The following is an 18,530-nucleotide window of genomic DNA, read 5'->3' as shown; positions in this document are numbered from 1 at the left end:
CAACTTTAATACCATCAACTTAAATCATAGATTAAATCAATCCGAAAATGACACTAAACAGAATTTTATCGATTGTTTTCTTACTTGGAGCATTGGGGCTCGGATACATGTTATTCAGAAGTGTTGACGATGTAATGCAGGAAGAAAAAAGAATCGCAGCTACCGAAGCTAGAATAATCGAAAAACTTCAAATGCTACGTGATGCCCAAACAGCTTACATAGCATCCAATGGAGAATATGCAGGCAACTGGAATGACCTAAAGAATTTTATTGAAAACGGGAAAATCTGGTTGGTTCAAAGAAGTGAAACCACTACTCTTTTAGAATATGGAAAAGAGGAAATCACTGTTACCTTGGATACCTTAGGGTCAGTCAATGTGATTGACTCCTTATTCAACGAGAGAAAATACCCTAATTTCAACCTTGAAAATCTTCAGGTTGTACCAGGCTCAGGGGGTAAGGAATTTGAATTCTTTGCGGACAAAGTCGAAAGGAATCAAAGGCAGATACCTGTTTTTGAAATCAGGGATCCTGCCCCGATCAATCCAAAAAGAAGAGAGAATAATAAAGAAAAAGCTCTCAGAGTGGGTTCTAGAACCGATTCCTCTACTTCTGGTAATTGGGAGTAATTTTGGAAATAAGAACTGATAATATCCTGGAAGAAAAAATTTACTGCGATAAATTTGATACCAATATGGTGTCAAGTTTATCGCTTTTCTTGTATGAAGACTATTATTTCCATTTTGCCAAAGACCAAAACGGGAAAATTCTTGCCATTCATAAACATTCTTTTGAAAATCTAAGATCGCTGAATTATAAACTCAAAGAAGACAGATTATATCAATTGGATGTTCCTACCCGGGTTTATAATTTCGCATCTCCTTTTTCATTGATTCCCGGCCCATTGTTTGACCCTGCCTTATCCTCTGTATTCTTGTTTTTTTCCGAAAAACCTGTGGAAAACAGCATGGTTTATGACACCAGTCTTGAAAGTAACAATCTTCACCTAGTAGGTTCAATCAGAAAAGATTTGGCTGAAATGCTTTCAGAAAATAAGTCGGAAATTTATTTTCATCATGGGGCAACTTCGTTTCTTTCCTTTGTATTGAAAGAAAAGTTTAATCTTGTAAATCAGGAAATATTAATTTTAATCCATAAAGGTTGGTTTTACTTAACCGCATTTTCAAATCAGGAACTTGTCCTTTTCAACAGATTTGAAGTCAACAACAAAGAAGAAATCCTTAATTATATTGTTGGAATAACCCATCAATTGGAATTCAATGCAAATTATTGCAGACTTTCCATTTTCGGAAATTCTTCTTTATATGGAATAGATGATAATTGGGTCTCTCAATATTTCAAAAACTTCGCTATTTCCTCGCCTTTATCCAATATTCATTACCAAGAAGGGACCCAAAGTTTTCAAAATCCAAAAACTTTTGAATCTTTTTGGGAACTCCCCTAATACCCCAATTATGAAAAAGACGGCCATATTTCCTGGTTCATTTGACCCCTTTACAAAAGGTCATCATGATATTGTTGTGAGAAGTCTCAACCTTTTTGATAAAGTAATCATAGCGATAGGATTTAATTCTGCTAAAAATAACCGTTATTTTGAAATAGACCTGATGGTAAATAAAATCTCAGGGATTTATCAGGACAATCCTAATGTACAGGTATTGGTTTACAATGAACTGACATCCACCCTTGCCAAAAAACATGAAGCCAGGTTCTTGGTTAGAGGATTGAGGAACACCACTGATTTTGAATATGAAAATACCATCAGCCAAATGAACCGAAACTTAAATCCTGATCTGGAAACGGTTTTTCTGATCACCTCACCTCAATATGCCACAGTAAGTTCGACTGTAATCAGAGAAATTCACCGGTATGGCGGAGACGTACAGGGATATTTGCCTTACACGTTATGAACCTTTGGGACCAATTTTAAAAATCTTTTATATAAATAACGCATAGAGGGGTAAGAATTGACCAAGGCCGTTTTGGCTTCATAGTGGGACATCCACCTGATATCGGAAATTCCCTCTTCTTTTTGGGGCTTCATATCCTGATCTGAAATACACTCCATGCTGTACCAATAGGTTTTTTTAAGAATGCTTTTCCTGTCATGGGTATAAGTATGCCAAGTTTTACAGATTTCATTTCCTAGTCTCACTTTAATATTACACTCCTCTTCCACTTCCCTCAAAGCGCATTCTGAAGGTTTTTCTCCCCTATCAAACTTTCCTTTAGGAAGATCCCATTTGTTTAACCTATGGATAAAAAGTACTTTATCACCTTTGGTTACAACACCACCGGCTGCTTTAATGACCGTAAATCTGCTTTTGATAAAAGCTTTCATCTTTGGTTTATCCTTCACTACCACTGATACCGAATCCAGATGTTTCAGTTTTCTGGTTCTCAAAAGATAAAGTAATTTAATAATCACATCTCCTGTGGGTTCAATGATAAGTACATCATCATGAAAGTCACCGGTAGCAGGAATATCAATTGGATGGTCATATACACATTCAAACGTTTTATCCTTTGGCAACTCTTCATAGGTAAATAAATCCAAAGGCTTATCGTTGATAAAAATCTTCATAACCGGCAGGATTATCAGTAGTGGTATAAAATATTTAACTCAAAAATGCATAATTTTTTTTAGCCTGCACAATCCCTGCTTACTTTTTATACCTTAATTTTAGGCCATGGAAATATTCGATAAAAAAATAGCTTCTGAAGTAGCTACTCAACTTTTGGAAATAAAAGCAATCCGCCTTCAGCCTGAGAAACCATTTACCTGGGCATCAGGTTGGAAATCTCCGATTTATTGTGACAACAGACTTTCACTTTCCTATCCTGCAGTTAGGAATTTTATCAAAGAAAGTCTGGCACAGGTGATCAAAACGAATTTTACCACTGCGGAAGCCATAGCTGGTGTCGCAACAGCAGGTATCCCTCAAGGTGCCTTATTGGCGGATGAACTTTCTCTTCCCTTCGTTTATGTTCGGTCCAAGCCCAAAGGTCATGGAATGGAAAATATGATCGAAGGAAAAGTTACTGTTGGCCAAAAAGTCGTTGTTGTTGAAGACCTAGTATCTACCGGCGGAAGTTCATTAAAGGCTGTAGCCGACCTTAGGGCTGCCGGTTTTGAAGTTCTGGGAATGGTAGCCATTTTCACTTATGGTTTTGAAATTGCCGAAAAAAACTTCAAAGAGGCTGGAGTAAAACTGATTTGTTTAAGTGATTATTCCTCTTTGCTTACTCCGGCATTGGCCAATGATTACATAGATGACAGCACCCTTGCTTCTTTGGTAGAATGGCGGAAAGATCCTGCATCCTGGAAACCAGTTTAGTAATTCTTTAGTACAAACTGTTCAAAACTTCTCCTCTATCCCCAATCCAAAAAGGGCAAAGTCATATTTAACCGGATCCATTGGGTCAAATTGTCTTAATCTTCCCGTAAGTTCTTGGGCTGTTTGCCAGTCTGTTTGCTTTCTTGAAATCAAACCCAATTTCCTGCCTACCCTGTCTACATGCAAATCACAAGGGCAAATTAATTGATATGGCTTAATTTTTTGCCACAATCCAAAATCAACTCCCTTGGAATCGCTCCTTACCATCCACCTCAAAAACATGTTCAGCCTTTTGCAGGCTGAATTTCGTTCAGGGGTAGCAATATGCTTTTTTGTCCTATTTGGCGCTTCAGGTAATTGAAAAAAGAATTGATGAAAGTTTTTCAGGAGTACCTCCATCACATCAATTCCAGGTTTCCATCCAATGGTAAATGCCTTTTCAAGACTGTCATTTTCTTTATAAAACCATGAAAAAAAATGAATGAAATATAAAGTATCAATATCGTTGAAAGTGCGGTGCTTAAAATTCAAAAAAACTTTTAAATCTTCTTCAGAATGATTTAAAACAAAATCATGCGGTGAATTATCCATCATTGCCAATAAATCACCACACTTATTGATAATAGTCTTTCTTTGTCCCCAAGCCAATATGGCTGCAAAAAAACCTGCTATTTCAATATCCTGCTTTTTCGAAAATCGATGTGGAATAGACACAGGATCCAATTCAATGAAGGCAGAAGTATTGTATTCCGACACTTTCTGGTCTAAAAAGTCCTTTAAATCCATCCTATATCGCCACCTTTACTTCCCCACCCTGAATTCCATCAAACCATTTAAACAATAATTCATTGTCCTCTTTATCAGAAAGATGCCAATCAAAACATTTGATGTTGGTCAAAGATGTAAGGCTATCCAAATCAGGTTCATAAAGGCAGATATCAAAATCAGGTAAGTCTTTTGATTCGGTGGAATTCCATTTTTCGAGCAATATTCCTTCTTCAATGAACCTGACCTTGTTTCCAAAATAGTGGTCTTCCAAAACAGAAGGTATCCCATCAACCCTCCTGATTTTAAAACAAGAGGGACCAAACATAATTTGTTTATAGATTTTTGCCTCCAATAAATCGCCCGAATCCATTAATGGAAGCCAGTCTCCCTGAATTTCTTCTTTATTTTTTTTCTTTGGACCAAATCCGGCAAGTAGTCGGGAAATAGCTGAAAAAAAATAGGTAATACCAATAAACAATAATCCAAAAGTGGCCAAAATCGGATAAGTTATCACGAAGATGGCATTCCAGATAAATCTGAAAAAATGATGGAATATCAATTGGAATTTATTCATTCAATTTCAAATCAATAGGAAATTTCTACAGGGAAACGGGCATTTACTGCTCGGAGTTGATCAAAAGCAGCCTTTGAAAGCTTGATGACCAATTTACTATTATCACCTGTCTGAGGAAGTACACCCACTACTCTCGCAAAAATAGTGATATCATTCTCTTCATTTCTCACTCGCATGATTGTACCTACAGGTGCGTCCCGATGCAGAACCAAATATTTTTTGTGATTCCCCGTACCCTCAATCACCTCCGCCAATCCAGTTTGTTTGATGTTTTTGTATGCCATATCCTCGCCCGCAGAGGTAACGGTATTTGGCGTAGTCAGGGTGGCATTGGCCTTTTCATTGTTTACAATGACAGGTACCGTAGAAGTCACTACAGGCACTGAGGAGGTCTGTTCTCTTCCGACCTTTAATTTCTGCCCGACGGAAATGTTATTTGAATTCAAAGCGTTCCAAGCCTTGATGTCCTCCATATTCGCCTCATATTTTTTGGTGATGGAAAACAAAGTTTCACCTTGTTCTACAACATGCGTAATCCAATCACCTGGCAAATTAGAACCCATGCCATTCGCATTGGTATTGATAACAGGCGCTGTTTCTGAACTTTTGGCTGGACTATTTGTAGCTTTTTCAGTAACAGCTGTTTTAATTTCCTCAGTTTTGGATTCTACTGGAACAGTTGCCGAGACAGCTTTGGCAGCGACAATGCCTTGGTCAGAGGTAGGCGGAGTTACTTCTTCTTCGACTCCTTGAATGACCAATGACTGACCAACACTCAAATCCGAACCCTGCAATTTATTCCATGCCAATATATCACCCACAGAGACATTGTATTTTTTTGAAATTCCAAAAAGGGTTTCCCCTGGTTCAACCTTATGGAGTTTTGCCCCTTCGGGAATAGCGGTTTTGGATATATAGGGAACTCTAATCCGCTGCCCCATTTTCAATCCATCCTCAAGTTGTTCGTTATTCTGGATGATGTCATTCACTGCCACTTGGTATCTTCTTGAAATACCAAATAAGGTTTCTCTCTCCGCAACCTGATGGATTATAAAGGTTTTATTTCCTATTTTTTCAATACCAACGGAATCAACCAATACCAATTCTGCAGCCTGTAATCCCAAACTAAAAGCAATACAGAATCCAAATACAACAATCTTTTTCATAAAGTTTTGACCTACTTTTTGCACAAAGTTCATATTTATTTTTTCAATAGCAAGGAAAGAAACCCTTTGGTTGGATAATCTTGCCTACGATCTTCTATAACGAATTATGAAGGGTTTGTTTTCAAAAATTAAATTGAACTTTCATGATTTTGGCTTAATAACAATAATAAAAAAAAAGAAAATTCAATTCTTGAGTTTTTTCAAAACAATAAAATTTCCTGGAATTTATGAGCCTCCTTAATTACAGTTCCCATTAAAAAAACTATAACCCTTCCATCAATACAAATACCCCTCTCAACTAAAATCAATATTTTACTTCAGCAATTTGCACTTATTTACTTTTTGAAATAGTCAAAAATAATTTATGAGAAACAAAATATTTACCCGAATATGTTTTTTGGGATTAGGAATTTTGCTGCTGGTATTTAGTCCGCAGGATAATCTTTTTGCCCAACAAATTGACATGAGTCAATTCAAGGAAATGAAAGCCCGGAGCGTTGGCCCTGCTGCTATGAGCGGCCGGATTACAGCCATCGATGCTGTAGATGACAATCCTTCTATCATTTATGCAGGTTCTGCTTCCGGTGGCCTGTGGAAATCAACTTCAGGGGGCATTACTTGGAAACCGATATTTGATGAGGAAAAAGTCCATTCGATAGGAGCAATTTCCATTTATCAAAAAAACCCAAATATCATTTGGGTAGGTACCGGAGAGGGCAATCCCCGGAATTCCCTGAATATGGGATATGGTGTATACAGATCCTTGGATGCCGGTAAAACATGGCAAATGATGGGACTCGAAAAAACCATGGCGATTCACAGAATAATTGTTCATCCTGACGATCCCAATACCGTATTTGTAGGAGCCATAGGATCACCTTGGGGAGAACAAGAGGAAAGAGGAGTCTATAAAACAACTGATGGCGGGAAAACCTGGAAAAAGATCCTTTACATTGATACCAAAACAGGTGTCGGCGAAATGATCATGGATCCAAATAATCCCAACAAGATTTTTGTCAATATGTGGGAACACCGTCGTTATCCATGGTTTTTCAATTCAGGTGGAGCCTCTTCAGGTTTGTTTGTAACCCTTGACGGGGGTGATAATTGGAAAAAACTGGATGATAAAAATGGATTACCGAAGGGTAATTTAGGCCGAATGGGGCTTACCATCTCCAAAGCCAACAGCAATAAAGTATATGCTTTAGTCGAGTCCACTAAAAATGCCCTTTATGTTTCAGAAGATGGCGGGGATAATTTCAAAATGGTCAATGACAAACCTGAAATCGGTGACAGACCATTTTATTATTTTGAAATCCACGCTGATCCAAAAAATGCAGATAGGTTATTTACGCTTTATTCAAGAGTGGGAATAAGCGAAGATGGAGGACGGACTTTCACCGAACTTCTCTCATATGCAGGTGTTCACCCGGATCATCATGCCTGGTATATCAACCCCAACGATCCAAGCCTCATGATAGATGGAAACGACGGCGGTCTGAACATTACCCGGGATGGCGGAAAAACTTGGTATTTTGCTGAGAACATTCCTGTTGGACAATGGTACCATATTAATGTAGACAACGAAATTCCTTACAATATTTATGGTGGTCTTCAGGACAATGGTAGCTGGGTAGGACCTGCATATGTTTGGCGAAGAGATGGCATAAGAAACACCTATTGGCAGGAAATCCAATTTGGTGATGGTTTTGATGTTGTTTCAGATCCTGAAAATTCCAGATTCGGATATTCTATGTCCCAAGGAGGAAATGTCACTCGCTTTGACAAAGAAACAGGGCACAAAAGAACCATTAAGCCAACGCATCCTGATAAAGACGTTTTCCTAAGATTCAATTGGAATGCAGCAATAGCCCAAGACCCCCATGATGCAGCCACCATTTATTACGGCAGCCAATTCCTTCACAAAAGCACCGATCGTGGAGAGACATGGGAGATCATTTCACCGGATCTGACCACCAATGATCCTGAAAAACAAAAGCAACAGGAAACAGGTGGCTTGACCTTTGATATCACAGGGGCAGAAAACCACACCACAATCATTGCGATTGCTCCAAGCCCAATAGATAAAAATGTAATCTGGGTAGGTACCGATGATGGCAATGTGCAGGTAACAAAAGATGGAGGAAAATCCTGGTCCAATACATCAGCCAAACTTACCGGCTTACCAAAAGCAAGTTGGATTCCACAGATCCAAGCTTCCAGATATGATGCGGGAGAAGCTTGGATAATCGCTAATAATTACCGAAATAATGATTTTTCTGCTTATGCCTATAGAACCAAAAATTATGGCAATAGCTATGAAAGGATAGCCGACGACAATAAAGTTTGGGGATTTGCCCTTTCTATTATTCAAGATCCCGTTGAACCAAACTTAGTATTCCTAGGAACAGAGTTCGGATTGTATGTGAGTTTTGACAATGCCAAGACTTGGAATCAATGGAGACACGGCTATCCAAATGCAGTTTCTACTTACGACATGGTCATACAGGAAAGAGAGGCTGATTTGGTTATCGGTACCTTTGGTCGTTCTCTATATGTCTTGGATGATATCAGGCCCTTGAGAATTTATGCCAAAAACCAAGGTAAAGCACCTGAAGGCAAAATTACAGCCGTTCCTTCTTCTGATGCCTATCAGGCAGAAATTCACCAGCCACACGGTGAAAGATTTCCTGCAGACGGAAAATATGCTGCTGAAAACAGGCCGTTAGGTGGAAGACTAAGTTTTGTCATTAATGACCCTGGAAAAGAAAAATTGGATTCTGTGACTGTTTCCATATTTGATGCTGCAGGCCAACAAATCAGAACCATCAAAAAACTTCCGACAAATGGAGTCAATCAGGTAATCTGGAACTTGGATCGGAAATCTTCTGTCGATACTCCTTTTGGCAGAGGAGGCGGAGGTGGCGGCCAAAGAGCACGCGGTTTCTTTGAACCGAGCGGTGGTGCAGCATTACCCGGGACTTATAAAGTGGTGTATCAATATGGTGATATCCGTTCTGAGGGTTCTATTGTAGTTCACTCTGATCCAAGGATTCAAGCAGATTTGGCGGATTTACAAGCCCGAGAGGAATTCATCAAACAAACTGAAATCTTGACGGCTGATGTCATGAAAGCTACCCGACAGTTGGATGACGCCAAAAATACAGTGGACAAAATCATCACATTTGCCAAAGATGTCGATGATGCAGAAGTCAAAGAATTGGTAAAACTAGCCAATGAAACCAAAAAGAAAATAGACAGCACCAGAGAAGCATTCTATGGACCCACCAAAGAAGGACAGGGAATTGTCAGAAATCTCTATCCAACTACCATGTCAAGACTATTCGCTCCTCGAAGCTATGCCAACTCATCTTATGGCGCTCCCGGACCAACAGAGGACAGGTTGTTGCAACAGGCCAAAGAAAGTGCGGAGGAAGCACTGAAAGTATGGAATGAATTCTTTGAAAATGACTGGAAAGTATTTGAAGAAAAAGCCAGAAATACCAAAATCGATATTTTCAAGGAGATTGAGAAGGTGGAAGTGAAGTGATTGCTTTATAAATTGTGAAAGGACGGGAGACGGGAGACCGAAGATGGTTACTTTCAATATTCAGGTTTGAAATAATAAAAAACCACCATAGGTAAACTGTGGTGGTTTTTTTCTAATGTTGTTGGAAAACTTGAACCTCATCAGGTAATAGGATGGCGAAGTCGCTAGTCTTTCCCGCACAGCTGTCGAGAGCAACTTCGCCTTTCTATCCAATAGAATTTGCAATTCATGTTTCAAGAATTAACTTTGAGAAAGGCGCAGAGCTTCAATTGCGAAATTGGCCAAGTCCAAAATGGTAAGAATATAAGGGTGAAGATGCATTCAGATGGCTATCAGGATTCACCCTTTCACTTTCCAACCTTATTCTACACCCAGACGAGTTAAAGTATCCGTGGAAAATAAATCCAACTAAAGCATCAAAATGGAATGTTCAAATTTTCGCAGGTAAAGTATTGAACCTATTAACATGTTAGAATTAATATGTATTTTTATATAAAATCTTGATATAATGGACTACAGAGAAATAATTACCATCGAGCCAGGTAAAAGAGGGGGTAAACCCTGTATAAGAGGTATGAGAATAACCGTCTATGATATTTTAGGCTATCTGGCTTCCGGAATGACGAATGAAGAGATTCTGCAAGATTTTCCTGAATTAACTCTTGATGATATCAAAGCAAGTTTAGCTTATGCAGCAGATGCAGAAAAGAAAGTCAAGTTATCTGTCTAGGTTTTAATATTGCAGATGAAGATTTTAATAGACGAAAATCTGAGTTGGAGAATCAAGAAGTATTTTTAAATCAAAAGGATGATTGCTATTTGGATATCTTTTGAGAAAAAAGTCAAGCAAAATCATTTACAACCACCTAGACCTGCCGACCAAAATCATCCTGACCGGAACAAACCGCAAAATCACTTACCAATATGATGCGATAGAGGATGGAGGGTTAAAGATTATTCCATTTGGACTAATCTAGCGAAGGGCCAGAATACAGGGAGCAATTACACTTTTCTATCCATTAGAATTTGCAATTCATGTTTCAAGAGTTAACTTGAGACAGGTGACGACCTTCAACTGCGTAATTGGTAAATTACAAATTGGTAAGAATATGAGGGTAAGTTACAGCTGTCAATTGTTCTAAAGCATTTCAAAAAATAAATCAAATGAAAAGAAAATCAATGTTTTTCTTGGCAATCTTTGCAGCAGTAGTAATTGTGTTGACTGTGGTTTTGTCTTTGATGCAAGTAGAGAATGAAAAAAAGTTAGCAATTAACTTTGAAGTTGATAGGGTTGAAACTACTCATGTTTTAAGATCTGTGTTATATGATAAAAATGGAAATAAATTAAGGTTACAGCGTTTTGTACTTTACGACTATCACGATGTAAAACCCGGAGATCTCATTGTTAAAGAAAAAGGTTCGGAAGTGCTAAAAGTTTATAGAATTGATAGTTTAGGAGGAAGGAGTTTACATTTAACTTTAAATCAGAATTAATTTAAAGCCAGGCAAGTCCAGATTTTTGCTTTATAGAGCAGCTACATTTTTCTGGAAGAAATCCTAGAAATTCTTTTTGGTCAGGTAAGTGTCTATCATTTTAAAGACCTTAATATCAAACTGTCTGTTTTCGGAAAGCATATGGAATGATGAACATCGATTCATGAATGATATAGTCAGAGGACATTCCAGCTTGACAGGGTGATTTTCAATTTTTAAAAAAAATTACAGGCTGAAAACTAAATAAATAAAAAAACTATCACCCCCCATAATGCTCCTCATAATACTTCTGATAATTGCCTGAGGTCACATTATTCAGCCAATCTTCATTTTCCAAATACCAATCGATGGTTTTTTCAATCCCCTCCTCAAATTGGAGACTGGGTTCCCATCCGAGTTCTTTCTGTATTTTTGAGGCGTCAATGGCATATCGGTGGTCATGCCCTGCCCTATCTTTCACATAGGTGATCAGCTTTTCTGAGGTACCTGATTCCCTTCCGAGTTTGGCATCCATCTTTTGGCAAAGCAATTGTACGATATCAATGTTTTTCCATTCATTGAATCCCCCGATATTATAGGTTTCCCCCATTTTCCCCTGATGGAAAACCAGGTCAATAGCTTTGGCATGGTCAACAACATATAGCCAATCTCTGATATTTTCTCCTTTCCCATAGACAGGCAAAGGTTTGTTGTTTTTGATGTTGTGGATACAAAGCGGGATCAATTTCTCAGGGAATTGATTCGGACCGTAATTGTTGGAGCAATTGGTAATGACGGTTTTCATTTTATACGTATTGGCATAAGCCCTTACAAAATGATCTGAGGATGCTTTGGATGCAGAATAGGGAGATTGCGGATCGTAAGGGGTAGTCTCGGTAAAGAAACCACCGTCTTCCAAAGAACCATAAACCTCATCTGTGGAAATATGGTAGAAAAGATGATTTTCCAAATCTCCCCAATAAGCTTTTGCTACATTCAGCAGATTGACAGTGCCTATCACATTTGTTTTTACAAATGCCAAAGGATCTGAAATTGACCTGTCCACATGGGATTCCGCTGCTAAATGAATGACATCAGTAATTGCATGTTTTGCAAATACTGCTTCCAATTCAGGAACATCCAATAAGTTCACTTTCTCGAAAAAGTAATTTGGACTAGCCTCAATTTCTCTCAGGTTCTCCAAATTCCCTGCATAGGTCAGACAATCCAGATTAATGATATTGTAATCAGGATATTTCTCCACAAAAAGCTTAACTACATGACAGCCTATAAACCCTGCCCCGCCTGTGATCAGAATATTTTTTTTCATCATTAAAATTAAAAATTGAAAGATTGGAAAATTGGAAAATTGGAAATAGATGTCCGCTGTGGCAGATTGATTTTTCGATAAATCAATTTTATTTCAAGAATAGTAGAAACAAGCATTTTCTAAGACAATTTTATTTCCCGTAAAATTCATTGTACCAAGCCACAAACTTAGCTACCCCATCCTCAACAGAGGTATTGGGCTGGTAACCGGTATCTCTTTTCAGGTCTGTGACATCGGCATAAGTGGCAGGTACATCACCTTGCTGTAACGGTAACATATTTTTCTTTGCTGTTTTGCCCAAGGCCTTTTCCAAAGCACCTATATAGTCCATCAACTCAACAGGATTGGAATTACCGATATTGTAAACTTTGAAAGGGGCATATGAACTACCGGGTTCTGGGTTATCTCCCGTCCAATCAGGATTAGGTGTCGCCGGTCTATCGGCCACTCGGATGATACCTTCTACAATGTCATCGATGTAGGTAAAATCTCTTTTCATTTTACCATGATTGAATACCTGTATCGGTTCATCTTTTTTGATGGCCTCTATGAACAAGAACAAAGCCATATCCGGTCTGCCCCAAGGTCCGTAAACAGTAAAAAACCTCAAACCAGTCGTAGGAATGTTAAAGAGATGGCTATACGTATGGGCCATCAATTCATTGGCTTTTTTGGTGGCTGCGTACAAACTTACCGGATGGTCAATATTATGGTTGGTCGCAAAAGGCATTTTGGTATTGGCACCATAAACAGAACTGGAAGAAGCATACACCAAATGCTTGACAGGATAGGCACGACAGGCTTCCAAAATATTCAAAAACCCTTGAATATTGGCCTGAATATATACATCAGGGTTGGTCAATGAATACCTTACCCCTGCTTGGGCAGCTAGGTTGATGACCACATCCACTTTCTCTTTTTCAAATATTGCCATCATGGTCTCTTTATCGGAGAGATCCATTTGATAAAAAGTGTAGGCTTCGTATTTATTGGAATGAACCGCTTTTCCCAAAGAAATCTGACTTTTTTCAATTCCGCACTCTTCTAACCTCCTGTATTTTAGATTGACATCATAATAGTCATTGATCACATCCAGACCAACAACAGCATCACCTCTTTTTAATAGATAATGGGCGACGTGAAAGCCTATAAACCCGGCAGTACCGGTAACAAGATATTTCATCTTTTCTTTTTAAAATTGAAAAACCAAAAAAACAAATAATTTCAAAATATGTAACCCAAATCTTTATTTAATTTTGAAGAAAACCAATTATTTCATCTCGATTTTTTCTTGGGGCACATATTTGTTGTACTCTTCTAAAATCAAATGATGCATTTTCCCTCTTTCGTATTTTGTGGTAACCTCTTCAAAAAGATTATCTGCCAATAATTGCATATAGTCCCTTTTTACATAAGCAAACTCCAAAGCATCTTTTAAAATATCTGTTTTTTTGACAGGAAAGACCAAGCCTGTCTTTTTATTGGTAACGATATCCAAATTACCGATAATATCAGAACATATTATGGGTACCTGCATAGCACCGGCCTCAAGAAGCACATTTGGAAATCCTTCTCTATGGGAAGCGTGAACAAGGACATCAGCCAAAGCCAAATAATGCGCCACATGATCTGTCCATTCTATTTGGACTATCCTTGGATGATCCTGAATTTTTCTCACCACCTCTTGGTCAAGCGGATTTAAATCCTGTTCAAAAGAGCCTAAAAGCACCAATTTTGCCCTATCAGCCAGTTTGGAACCTACAAAAGCCTGAACCAATTCCTCAATCCCTTTATCTTTGACCAATCTGCCTATTGCCAAAATAATGAAATCATTTTCAGAAGGCATAATTCGCATTGTTGCAGCCACCAGGTGATTTTCCTTCAAAGAATTCCTGTTGAATTTTTTAAGGTCTATTCCATTGGAAGACCCCTCTCCTATCACTTTTAGTTTTTCAGGTTCTGCCAATCCTTCTTTGATAATAAACTCTCTCAGGGATTTGGAGTTGGGCCATACCGCTGTTGCAGAGGCATAGGTTGATTTCTCCATTTGAACCAAAAGGCTTTTCTTCTGCTTTTCGGCAACCATATAGGGCAATCCTGCTACGGTATGGATCCTTACTTTCACTCCGGCCAATTTAGCTGCCCACATAGATAAAAGTCCAGCTTTGGGTGTATGGGAATGGACAATATCAGGTTTTTCTTGTTTGAACAAACCATATAATTTCCAAAGACATACAATATCATGTAAGGGAGTTATTTTTCTGGTGAAAGGTACGGTATAATGGGTGCAGCCCTCCCCTTTTTCAATTTCATTGATTTCTTTCCCATCTGCACTGACCATGAGTACATCCCAACCTGCTTCCTTCATATATTTCATTTGACCAGCTAAAAGAAGCTTAAGGGAAATTGGTACAGTGGTTACGCGGATTAATTTTGGCATGCAGTTTTTTGTTTTTAAAATGCCAAAGTTAACTTTTTATTGCTTTGGGTCAGATTAAAATTTGAAAAAATAAATAAATCCATTCCCAATTTTGGTGGAATTGTGGGCGGTTCAGAAATCACCCTCTTCCAATTGAAACAACTCATCCAAAGTCACTCCAAAAACCTTAGATATTTTCAAGGCTAAAACCGTGGATGGAACATATTTGCCAGATTCAATGGAATTGATGGTTTGCCTGGAAACCCCAACAGATTCCGCCAAATCCTGTTGGGTCATGTCTTTCTTGGCACGTTCTACTTTGACTGTGTTTTTCATATTGCCAAGTTTAAATCAAAGCAAGGGTTTCATGTTGTCTATACATCACCCATCTGAATCTGATGATAAACACCAGCTGAAGAGAAAATGTATTGTAACCCATAAACAGCAAATAATCAAAACTGTAAAAGACCAATGTCCCCAAAATAGAAATCAAGGAATACAAATAAAAAGCCAGTAGAAGACTGTCAAGTCTGAGTTTTTGAATGTATTCGTCTTCAATTTTCTCTTTTGAAAAAGCAATCAAAAACATAGACAAAAATGTCCCTATGTAAGCAAACTCGTATGTAAAATTTTCATTTGAACCATAAAACAAATCACCTGGTTTTCGGAAACCATTCCAGGTCAACCATAATAATTCATATTCATAAACACCCGAAAGAATGAGTAAAAGCGTCATTGGAAGTAAAAGCGCCAAACCGATAAATTTTAAACGATATGGCAATAGTAATTTAGTCAGCATATAATGTTTATTTACATTTTATTGATTTGATCTCCATTTTTGATATTCGAAGGCAGCAAATACATAGGCATTGAGTAGAAATAATACCAAGGGTGCGGAAAATATCTCCTGTCTGAATTCTCCAAACCGAAGGTAATTGACCACCATGATGGCGACCAAGCCACACATCAACCAAAAAAACCCTGTCTGAAAGGCCTGTAATCGAAAGGTCTTGACCATCTCATCCTCGATCTTTTCTTTGGTCAGGTTCAAAAGCGTAAAACCTACCGCCCAGCTTCCATAGATAATTTCTGCTGCATTGTCAGGACTCAATCCCACCTGCAACAAAGCCAAGACAATCACAAGAACTACGGGCAGTGGGAAAAACAGAAACGACAAAGGCCTCCATTTCCTTTCCAACATCGGTACATACATTAAATCATTATTCTTCATAATTGTAAAGATATTTTTACCAAATGTAAAGTTTGTTTTACATATAGTCAAACAAATTTGATAAATATTTTTGAATGAAATAATTTATACACAAAAATATCAAATGGGCTATTTGCAGGTTGTCTGTTTAATTGAAAGGAAAACACCAAATAAACACGTATTCCTAGTTACCTTTGAGGCTCAAAACCAAAACATCGAAAACACCATATGTTGAAAGATATTAGAATCGCGATCATTGGTTGCGGAAATCTCGGAACATCCATAGCAAATGGCCTACTGGAGCAAGCTGACTTTTTACCTCAAAACCTCCACGTCACCAAAAGAAATCCAGCCAATATCCTGTACCTTCAAGATAAAGGGGTGCGGGTGCATTCGGATAATCTGATAGCTGCCAAAGAAGCGGACGTAGTTATCTTAGGAGTGAAGCCCTATAATGTGGCCTCAATTTTGAAAGAAATCAAGCCGGTATTAGATCCAAAAAAACAAATTATAGTATCTGTAGCGACAGGTATCACATTGGATGAAATATTCCAGGAAATAGATTCCAAGACTACTGCATTTAGGGCAATGCCCAATATTGCTGCCGATATCCGCGAATCCGTGACCTGCATCTGCGGTAGAAATATCACTGATACCACAGAATCCCAGGTAAAGGATTTATTCAACAGTGTTGGTTTCAGTATTACTATTGATGAAAACCTGATGGAAGCGGCCACAGTCCTTGGTGCCTGTGGAATTGCTTATGTATTGAGATTTATGCGGGCTATGATTCAAGGCGGGATACAGATTGGATTCGATGCCAAGACAGCAAGCAAAATCGTGAACCAAACTGTAAAGGGTGCGGCGGAATTGATGATCCAAAAAAACATCCATCCCGAAGAAGCCATTGACAAAGTAACAACCCCAAAAGGATGCACTATTGTCGGACTCAATGAAATGGAACATCAGGGTTTTTCAGCTGCTATGGTAAGAGGCGTTTTGGCTTCATATGAAAAAATAGAAAAGAATTAAAACAAAATATCCCTGCCTCTTAATACCATTTTCGAGGCAGGGATATTATCTTTTTTGAGCTATTTTTTACTTCAGAATTTACTTTTTCAGCAATACATCAGCAGAAGGTGCCTTTCTGTTTGCCCTTGGTTTGGGATGAACGAAAGTGTAGAAAAACATCCGCAACTCATATTCATCTTTGGTCAAAAAGACATTGGTCATTCCATCTGTAATGTCATTGATAGTAGCCATGTCTTGTTCTTCAAGCCAGTTCGGATCCAAGCTTTTAAAAATCGTATTTAAAGGAACGAAAGACATATCATCTTTTTGGATAGTAACAGGATTGACAAATTTGCCATCTTTTACAGTGGCTTTCCCGAAATAACATTCACTTTTCCCTTGATGGATAACTGAAATGACAACATCATGTTGGCCATCTGTCACGGGATTTGCACCTCTTTCAGTAAAGGCTGTGTAATATTCATTGTAACATCCCTCTACTTCATCTTTTGCATGGAAACTTTCAGCCGTTTGGCCAAAAGCTAGCTGTATAGAGAAAATAAACACAAGAATCGTAAGCATGTTTTTCATAATTTTTGTTTTTGAGTTTAGATGATCAAGTTTATTTTTTTTTAAAAATTGGTAAATAGCTGTAAAATTTTGAAACTAATTTGAGAATAAAATTAAAAACAACAACTATTTATCTGACAAAATTCCTAATTCTTCCAAAGATATTTTCCCTTCATAATAAGCTTTCCCGACAATGGCACCATAAACACCCAATTTCTGAAGTTCTTCGAGGTCCTCAATCCCTGCCACTCCACCACTTGCAATCAAATTGATTCCCGGAATCTCAGATAAAATATCCCGATATAATTCCAAAGAAGGCCCCTGAAGCAAACCATCCTTGGCAACATCCGTACAGATAACATATTTTATTCCATTGGCATAGTGATCTTTGATGAAATCAATCAGATCAACAGCTGTGGTTTCCTCCCAACCTGAAATAGCGATTTTTCGGTCTTTAGCATCTGCGCCTAAAATAATTTTTTCACCCTTGTATTTTTTTACCCAAGAATCAAATAGGATGGGGTTTTTGATGGCAACACTTCCGCCTGTCACCTGATGCGCTCCCAAATCAAATGCCAATTCAATATCTTCATCTGATTGCACTCCACCACCGAAATCAATTTGAAGTGAGGTTTCCCTGGCTAAGGTTTTCAGGACTTCATGGTTGACTATTTTCTTGGCCTTTGCACCATCAAGGTCCACTAAGTGTAATCTCTTTATCCCTGCGTCTTCAAAACGCTTGGCCATGACCAATGGAGAATCATGGTATTCTTTTTTTTGTCCATAATCCCCTTGGGTAAGACGGACACATTTTCCGCCGATGATATCTATTGCTGGTATGATTTGCATCTTTTGGTTGTATTATTTATGACCGATGTTGGATTTCAGATGACCGATGTTTGGGACGGGAGACGGAAGACGGGAGACAGAAGACAGAAGACCGAAGTTTGACTTTTTGTATTGGAGAGACTTACTGTAATTTCTTTGGACTTGATTATCGCATGTCGCCTCGCTTCTTTTTTCTTGATTCTTAAATCTATTGTTAGGCGTCTTTATAGATGTCTCCTGCCGTCGACATGACAAGGAAAGGTCTTTCTTAA

Annotated in this window: 20 protein-coding genes; 8 read left to right on the top strand and 12 right to left on the bottom strand. The window is 38.2% G+C overall.

All coding sequences use genetic code 11. The features are described from left to right. The first annotated feature begins 47 nt into the window (after window positions 1-47). Genes B9A52_RS13350 through coaD form a run of 3 tightly spaced genes read left to right on the top strand, consistent with a single transcriptional unit; the run spans window position 48 to window position 1,931 of the window. Complete coding sequence (locus tag B9A52_RS13350; protein ID WP_084120936.1) at window positions 48-629, top strand: hypothetical protein; 582 nt, start codon at window positions 48-50, stop codon at window positions 627-629. A 2-nt stretch (window positions 630-631) separates the two neighbouring features. Next, window positions 632-1,465 (top strand): DUF3822 family protein, encoded by an 834-nt coding sequence (locus B9A52_RS13345; RefSeq protein WP_157370154.1) that lies wholly within the window; start codon window positions 632-634, stop codon window positions 1,463-1,465. A gap of 10 nt (window positions 1,466-1,475) precedes the next feature. Then, window positions 1,476-1,931, top strand: coding sequence for a pantetheine-phosphate adenylyltransferase (coaD, locus tag B9A52_RS13340; RefSeq protein WP_084120934.1), 456 nt, complete (start codon window positions 1,476-1,478; stop codon window positions 1,929-1,931). On the opposite strand, the gene B9A52_RS13335 is transcribed toward coaD, so the two are convergent. Continuing rightward, window positions 1,919-2,605, bottom strand: a complete 687-nt coding sequence (locus B9A52_RS13335) for an NUDIX hydrolase (protein ID WP_084120933.1) — start codon at window positions 2,603-2,605, stop codon at window positions 1,919-1,921. The two genes, coaD and B9A52_RS13335, sit on opposite strands and share 13 nt — an antisense overlap. A 106-nt stretch (window positions 2,606-2,711) precedes the next feature. Between B9A52_RS13335 and pyrE the strand changes: the two genes are divergently transcribed. Further along, the gene (gene pyrE, locus B9A52_RS13330) at window positions 2,712-3,359 is read left to right on the top strand and encodes an orotate phosphoribosyltransferase (protein ID WP_084120932.1); all 648 of its coding nucleotides are present in this window, start codon (window positions 2,712-2,714) and stop codon (window positions 3,357-3,359) included. A gap of 21 nt (window positions 3,360-3,380) precedes the next feature. On the opposite strand, the gene B9A52_RS13325 is transcribed toward pyrE, so the two are convergent. From B9A52_RS13325 to B9A52_RS13315, 3 genes are read right to left on the bottom strand one after another with little or no spacing between them, the layout of a single operon-like run. After that, window positions 3,381-4,145, bottom strand: coding sequence for a TIGR02757 family protein (locus B9A52_RS13325; protein ID WP_084120931.1), 765 nt, complete (start codon window positions 4,143-4,145; stop codon window positions 3,381-3,383). Window position 4,146: 1 nt separating this feature from the next. Then, window positions 4,147-4,701 carry a hypothetical protein gene (locus B9A52_RS13320; RefSeq protein WP_084120930.1) on the bottom strand — a complete coding sequence of 185 codons (555 nt, stop codon included), beginning with the start codon at window positions 4,699-4,701 and terminating at the stop codon, window positions 4,147-4,149. 11 nt (window positions 4,702-4,712) lie between these two features. Continuing rightward, a complete protein-coding gene (locus B9A52_RS13315; RefSeq protein WP_084123514.1) occupies window positions 4,713-5,867 on the bottom strand; it encodes a LysM peptidoglycan-binding domain-containing protein in 1,155 nt (384 codons plus the stop codon). A 364-nt stretch (window positions 5,868-6,231) separates the two neighbouring features. On the opposite strand from B9A52_RS13315, the gene B9A52_RS13310 reads away from it, so the two are divergent. The 3 genes from B9A52_RS13310 to B9A52_RS13300 all read left to right on the top strand — a co-directional run bounded on the left by B9A52_RS13310 (window position 6,232) and on the right by B9A52_RS13300 (window position 10,911). Beyond that, window positions 6,232-9,417 (top strand): VPS10 domain-containing protein, encoded by a 3,186-nt coding sequence (locus B9A52_RS13310; RefSeq protein ID WP_084120929.1) that lies wholly within the window; start codon window positions 6,232-6,234, stop codon window positions 9,415-9,417. 508 nt (window positions 9,418-9,925) lie between these two features. Then, complete coding sequence (locus B9A52_RS13305; protein ID WP_084120928.1) at window positions 9,926-10,147, top strand: DUF433 domain-containing protein; 222 nt, start codon at window positions 9,926-9,928, stop codon at window positions 10,145-10,147. 434 nt (window positions 10,148-10,581) lie between these two features. Beyond that, a complete protein-coding gene (locus B9A52_RS13300) occupies window positions 10,582-10,911 on the top strand; it encodes a hypothetical protein (protein WP_084120927.1) in 330 nt (109 codons plus the stop codon). Between the two features lie 259 nt (window positions 10,912-11,170). Here the strand turns inward: B9A52_RS13300 and rfbB are convergent, their stop codons facing one another. The 6 genes from rfbB to B9A52_RS13270 all read right to left on the bottom strand — a co-directional run bounded on the left by rfbB (window position 11,171) and on the right by B9A52_RS13270 (window position 15,870). Then, window positions 11,171-12,220, bottom strand: coding sequence for a dTDP-glucose 4,6-dehydratase (gene rfbB, locus B9A52_RS13295; RefSeq protein WP_084123513.1), 1,050 nt, complete (start codon window positions 12,218-12,220; stop codon window positions 11,171-11,173). A 130-nt stretch (window positions 12,221-12,350) separates the two neighbouring features. Then, on the bottom strand, window positions 12,351-13,403 hold the full coding sequence (locus B9A52_RS13290; RefSeq protein ID WP_084120926.1) for an NAD-dependent epimerase: 1,053 nt from the start codon (window positions 13,401-13,403) through the stop codon (window positions 12,351-12,353). A gap of 87 nt (window positions 13,404-13,490) precedes the next feature. Then, window positions 13,491-14,660, bottom strand: coding sequence for a glycosyltransferase family 4 protein (locus B9A52_RS13285; RefSeq protein ID WP_084120925.1), 1,170 nt, complete (start codon window positions 14,658-14,660; stop codon window positions 13,491-13,493). Window positions 14,661-14,771: 111 nt separating this feature from the next. After that, on the bottom strand, window positions 14,772-14,975 hold the full coding sequence (locus tag B9A52_RS13280) for a helix-turn-helix transcriptional regulator (RefSeq protein ID WP_084120924.1): 204 nt from the start codon (window positions 14,973-14,975) through the stop codon (window positions 14,772-14,774). A gap of 10 nt (window positions 14,976-14,985) precedes the next feature. Further along, window positions 14,986-15,438, bottom strand: coding sequence for a hypothetical protein (locus B9A52_RS13275; RefSeq protein ID WP_157370153.1), 453 nt, complete (start codon window positions 15,436-15,438; stop codon window positions 14,986-14,988). 18 nt (window positions 15,439-15,456) lie between these two features. Next, on the bottom strand, window positions 15,457-15,870 hold the full coding sequence (locus tag B9A52_RS13270; RefSeq protein ID WP_231955218.1) for a hypothetical protein: 414 nt from the start codon (window positions 15,868-15,870) through the stop codon (window positions 15,457-15,459). A gap of 207 nt (window positions 15,871-16,077) precedes the next feature. Here B9A52_RS13270 and proC point away from each other — a divergent pair, with 207 nt between their 5' ends. Continuing rightward, entirely contained in the window at window positions 16,078-16,881 is an 804-nt protein-coding gene (proC, locus tag B9A52_RS13265; protein ID WP_084120921.1) for a pyrroline-5-carboxylate reductase, read from the top strand. A gap of 78 nt (window positions 16,882-16,959) precedes the next feature. Here the strand turns inward: proC and B9A52_RS13260 are convergent, their stop codons facing one another. Beyond that, window positions 16,960-17,451 carry a hypothetical protein gene (locus tag B9A52_RS13260; protein ID WP_084120920.1) on the bottom strand — a complete coding sequence of 164 codons (492 nt, stop codon included), beginning with the start codon at window positions 17,449-17,451 and terminating at the stop codon, window positions 16,960-16,962. A gap of 105 nt (window positions 17,452-17,556) precedes the next feature. Beyond that, window positions 17,557-18,279: a 1-(5-phosphoribosyl)-5-[(5-phosphoribosylamino)methylideneamino]imidazole-4-carboxamide isomerase gene (gene hisA / locus B9A52_RS13255; protein WP_084120919.1), complete on the bottom strand. Its 723-nt coding sequence runs from the start codon at window positions 18,277-18,279 to the stop codon at window positions 17,557-17,559. Between the last annotated feature and the right edge of the window lie 251 nt (window positions 18,280-18,530).

It is taken from the genome of Aquiflexum balticum DSM 16537 (assembly GCF_900176595.1).
GTDB lineage: Bacteria > Bacteroidota > Bacteroidia > Cytophagales > Cyclobacteriaceae > Aquiflexum > Aquiflexum balticum.
The sequence above is the reverse complement of the archived record's forward strand: the minus strand, read 5'-3'. Positions and strand labels throughout refer to the sequence as shown.

Excerpts from the sequence above, each read along its gene's own strand:
- B9A52_RS13350 (WP_084120936.1), top strand. The coding sequence starts at position 48 with ATGACACTAAACAGAATTTTATCGATTGTTTTCTTACTTGGAGCATTG.
- coaD (WP_084120934.1), top strand. The coding sequence starts at position 1,476 with ATGAAAAAGACGGCCATATTTCCTGGTTCATTTGACCCCTTTACAAAA.
- B9A52_RS13335 (WP_084120933.1), bottom strand. The coding sequence starts at position 2,605 with ATGAAGATTTTTATCAACGATAAGCCTTTGGATTTATTTACCTATGAA.
- pyrE (WP_084120932.1), top strand. The coding sequence starts at position 2,712 with ATGGAAATATTCGATAAAAAAATAGCTTCTGAAGTAGCTACTCAACTT.
- B9A52_RS13325 (WP_084120931.1), bottom strand. The coding sequence starts at position 4,145 with ATGGATTTAAAGGACTTTTTAGACCAGAAAGTGTCGGAATACAATACT.
- B9A52_RS13320 (WP_084120930.1), bottom strand. The coding sequence starts at position 4,701 with ATGAATAAATTCCAATTGATATTCCATCATTTTTTCAGATTTATCTGG.
- B9A52_RS13315 (WP_084123514.1), bottom strand. The coding sequence starts at position 5,867 with ATGAAAAAGATTGTTGTATTTGGATTCTGTATTGCTTTTAGTTTGGGA.
- B9A52_RS13310 (WP_084120929.1), top strand. The coding sequence starts at position 6,232 with ATGAGAAACAAAATATTTACCCGAATATGTTTTTTGGGATTAGGAATT.
- B9A52_RS13305 (WP_084120928.1), top strand. The coding sequence starts at position 9,926 with ATGGACTACAGAGAAATAATTACCATCGAGCCAGGTAAAAGAGGGGGT.
- B9A52_RS13300 (WP_084120927.1), top strand. The coding sequence starts at position 10,582 with ATGAAAAGAAAATCAATGTTTTTCTTGGCAATCTTTGCAGCAGTAGTA.
- rfbB (WP_084123513.1), bottom strand. The coding sequence starts at position 12,220 with ATGAAAAAAAATATTCTGATCACAGGCGGGGCAGGGTTTATAGGCTGT.
- B9A52_RS13290 (WP_084120926.1), bottom strand. The coding sequence starts at position 13,403 with ATGAAATATCTTGTTACCGGTACTGCCGGGTTTATAGGCTTTCACGTC.
- B9A52_RS13285 (WP_084120925.1), bottom strand. The coding sequence starts at position 14,660 with ATGCCAAAATTAATCCGCGTAACCACTGTACCAATTTCCCTTAAGCTT.
- B9A52_RS13280 (WP_084120924.1), bottom strand. The coding sequence starts at position 14,975 with ATGAAAAACACAGTCAAAGTAGAACGTGCCAAGAAAGACATGACCCAA.
- B9A52_RS13275 (WP_157370153.1), bottom strand. The coding sequence starts at position 15,438 with ATGCTGACTAAATTACTATTGCCATATCGTTTAAAATTTATCGGTTTG.
- B9A52_RS13270 (WP_231955218.1), bottom strand. The coding sequence starts at position 15,870 with ATGAAGAATAATGATTTAATGTATGTACCGATGTTGGAAAGGAAATGG.
- proC (WP_084120921.1), top strand. The coding sequence starts at position 16,078 with ATGTTGAAAGATATTAGAATCGCGATCATTGGTTGCGGAAATCTCGGA.
- B9A52_RS13260 (WP_084120920.1), bottom strand. The coding sequence starts at position 17,451 with ATGAAAAACATGCTTACGATTCTTGTGTTTATTTTCTCTATACAGCTA.
- hisA (WP_084120919.1), bottom strand. The coding sequence starts at position 18,279 with ATGCAAATCATACCAGCAATAGATATCATCGGCGGAAAATGTGTCCGT.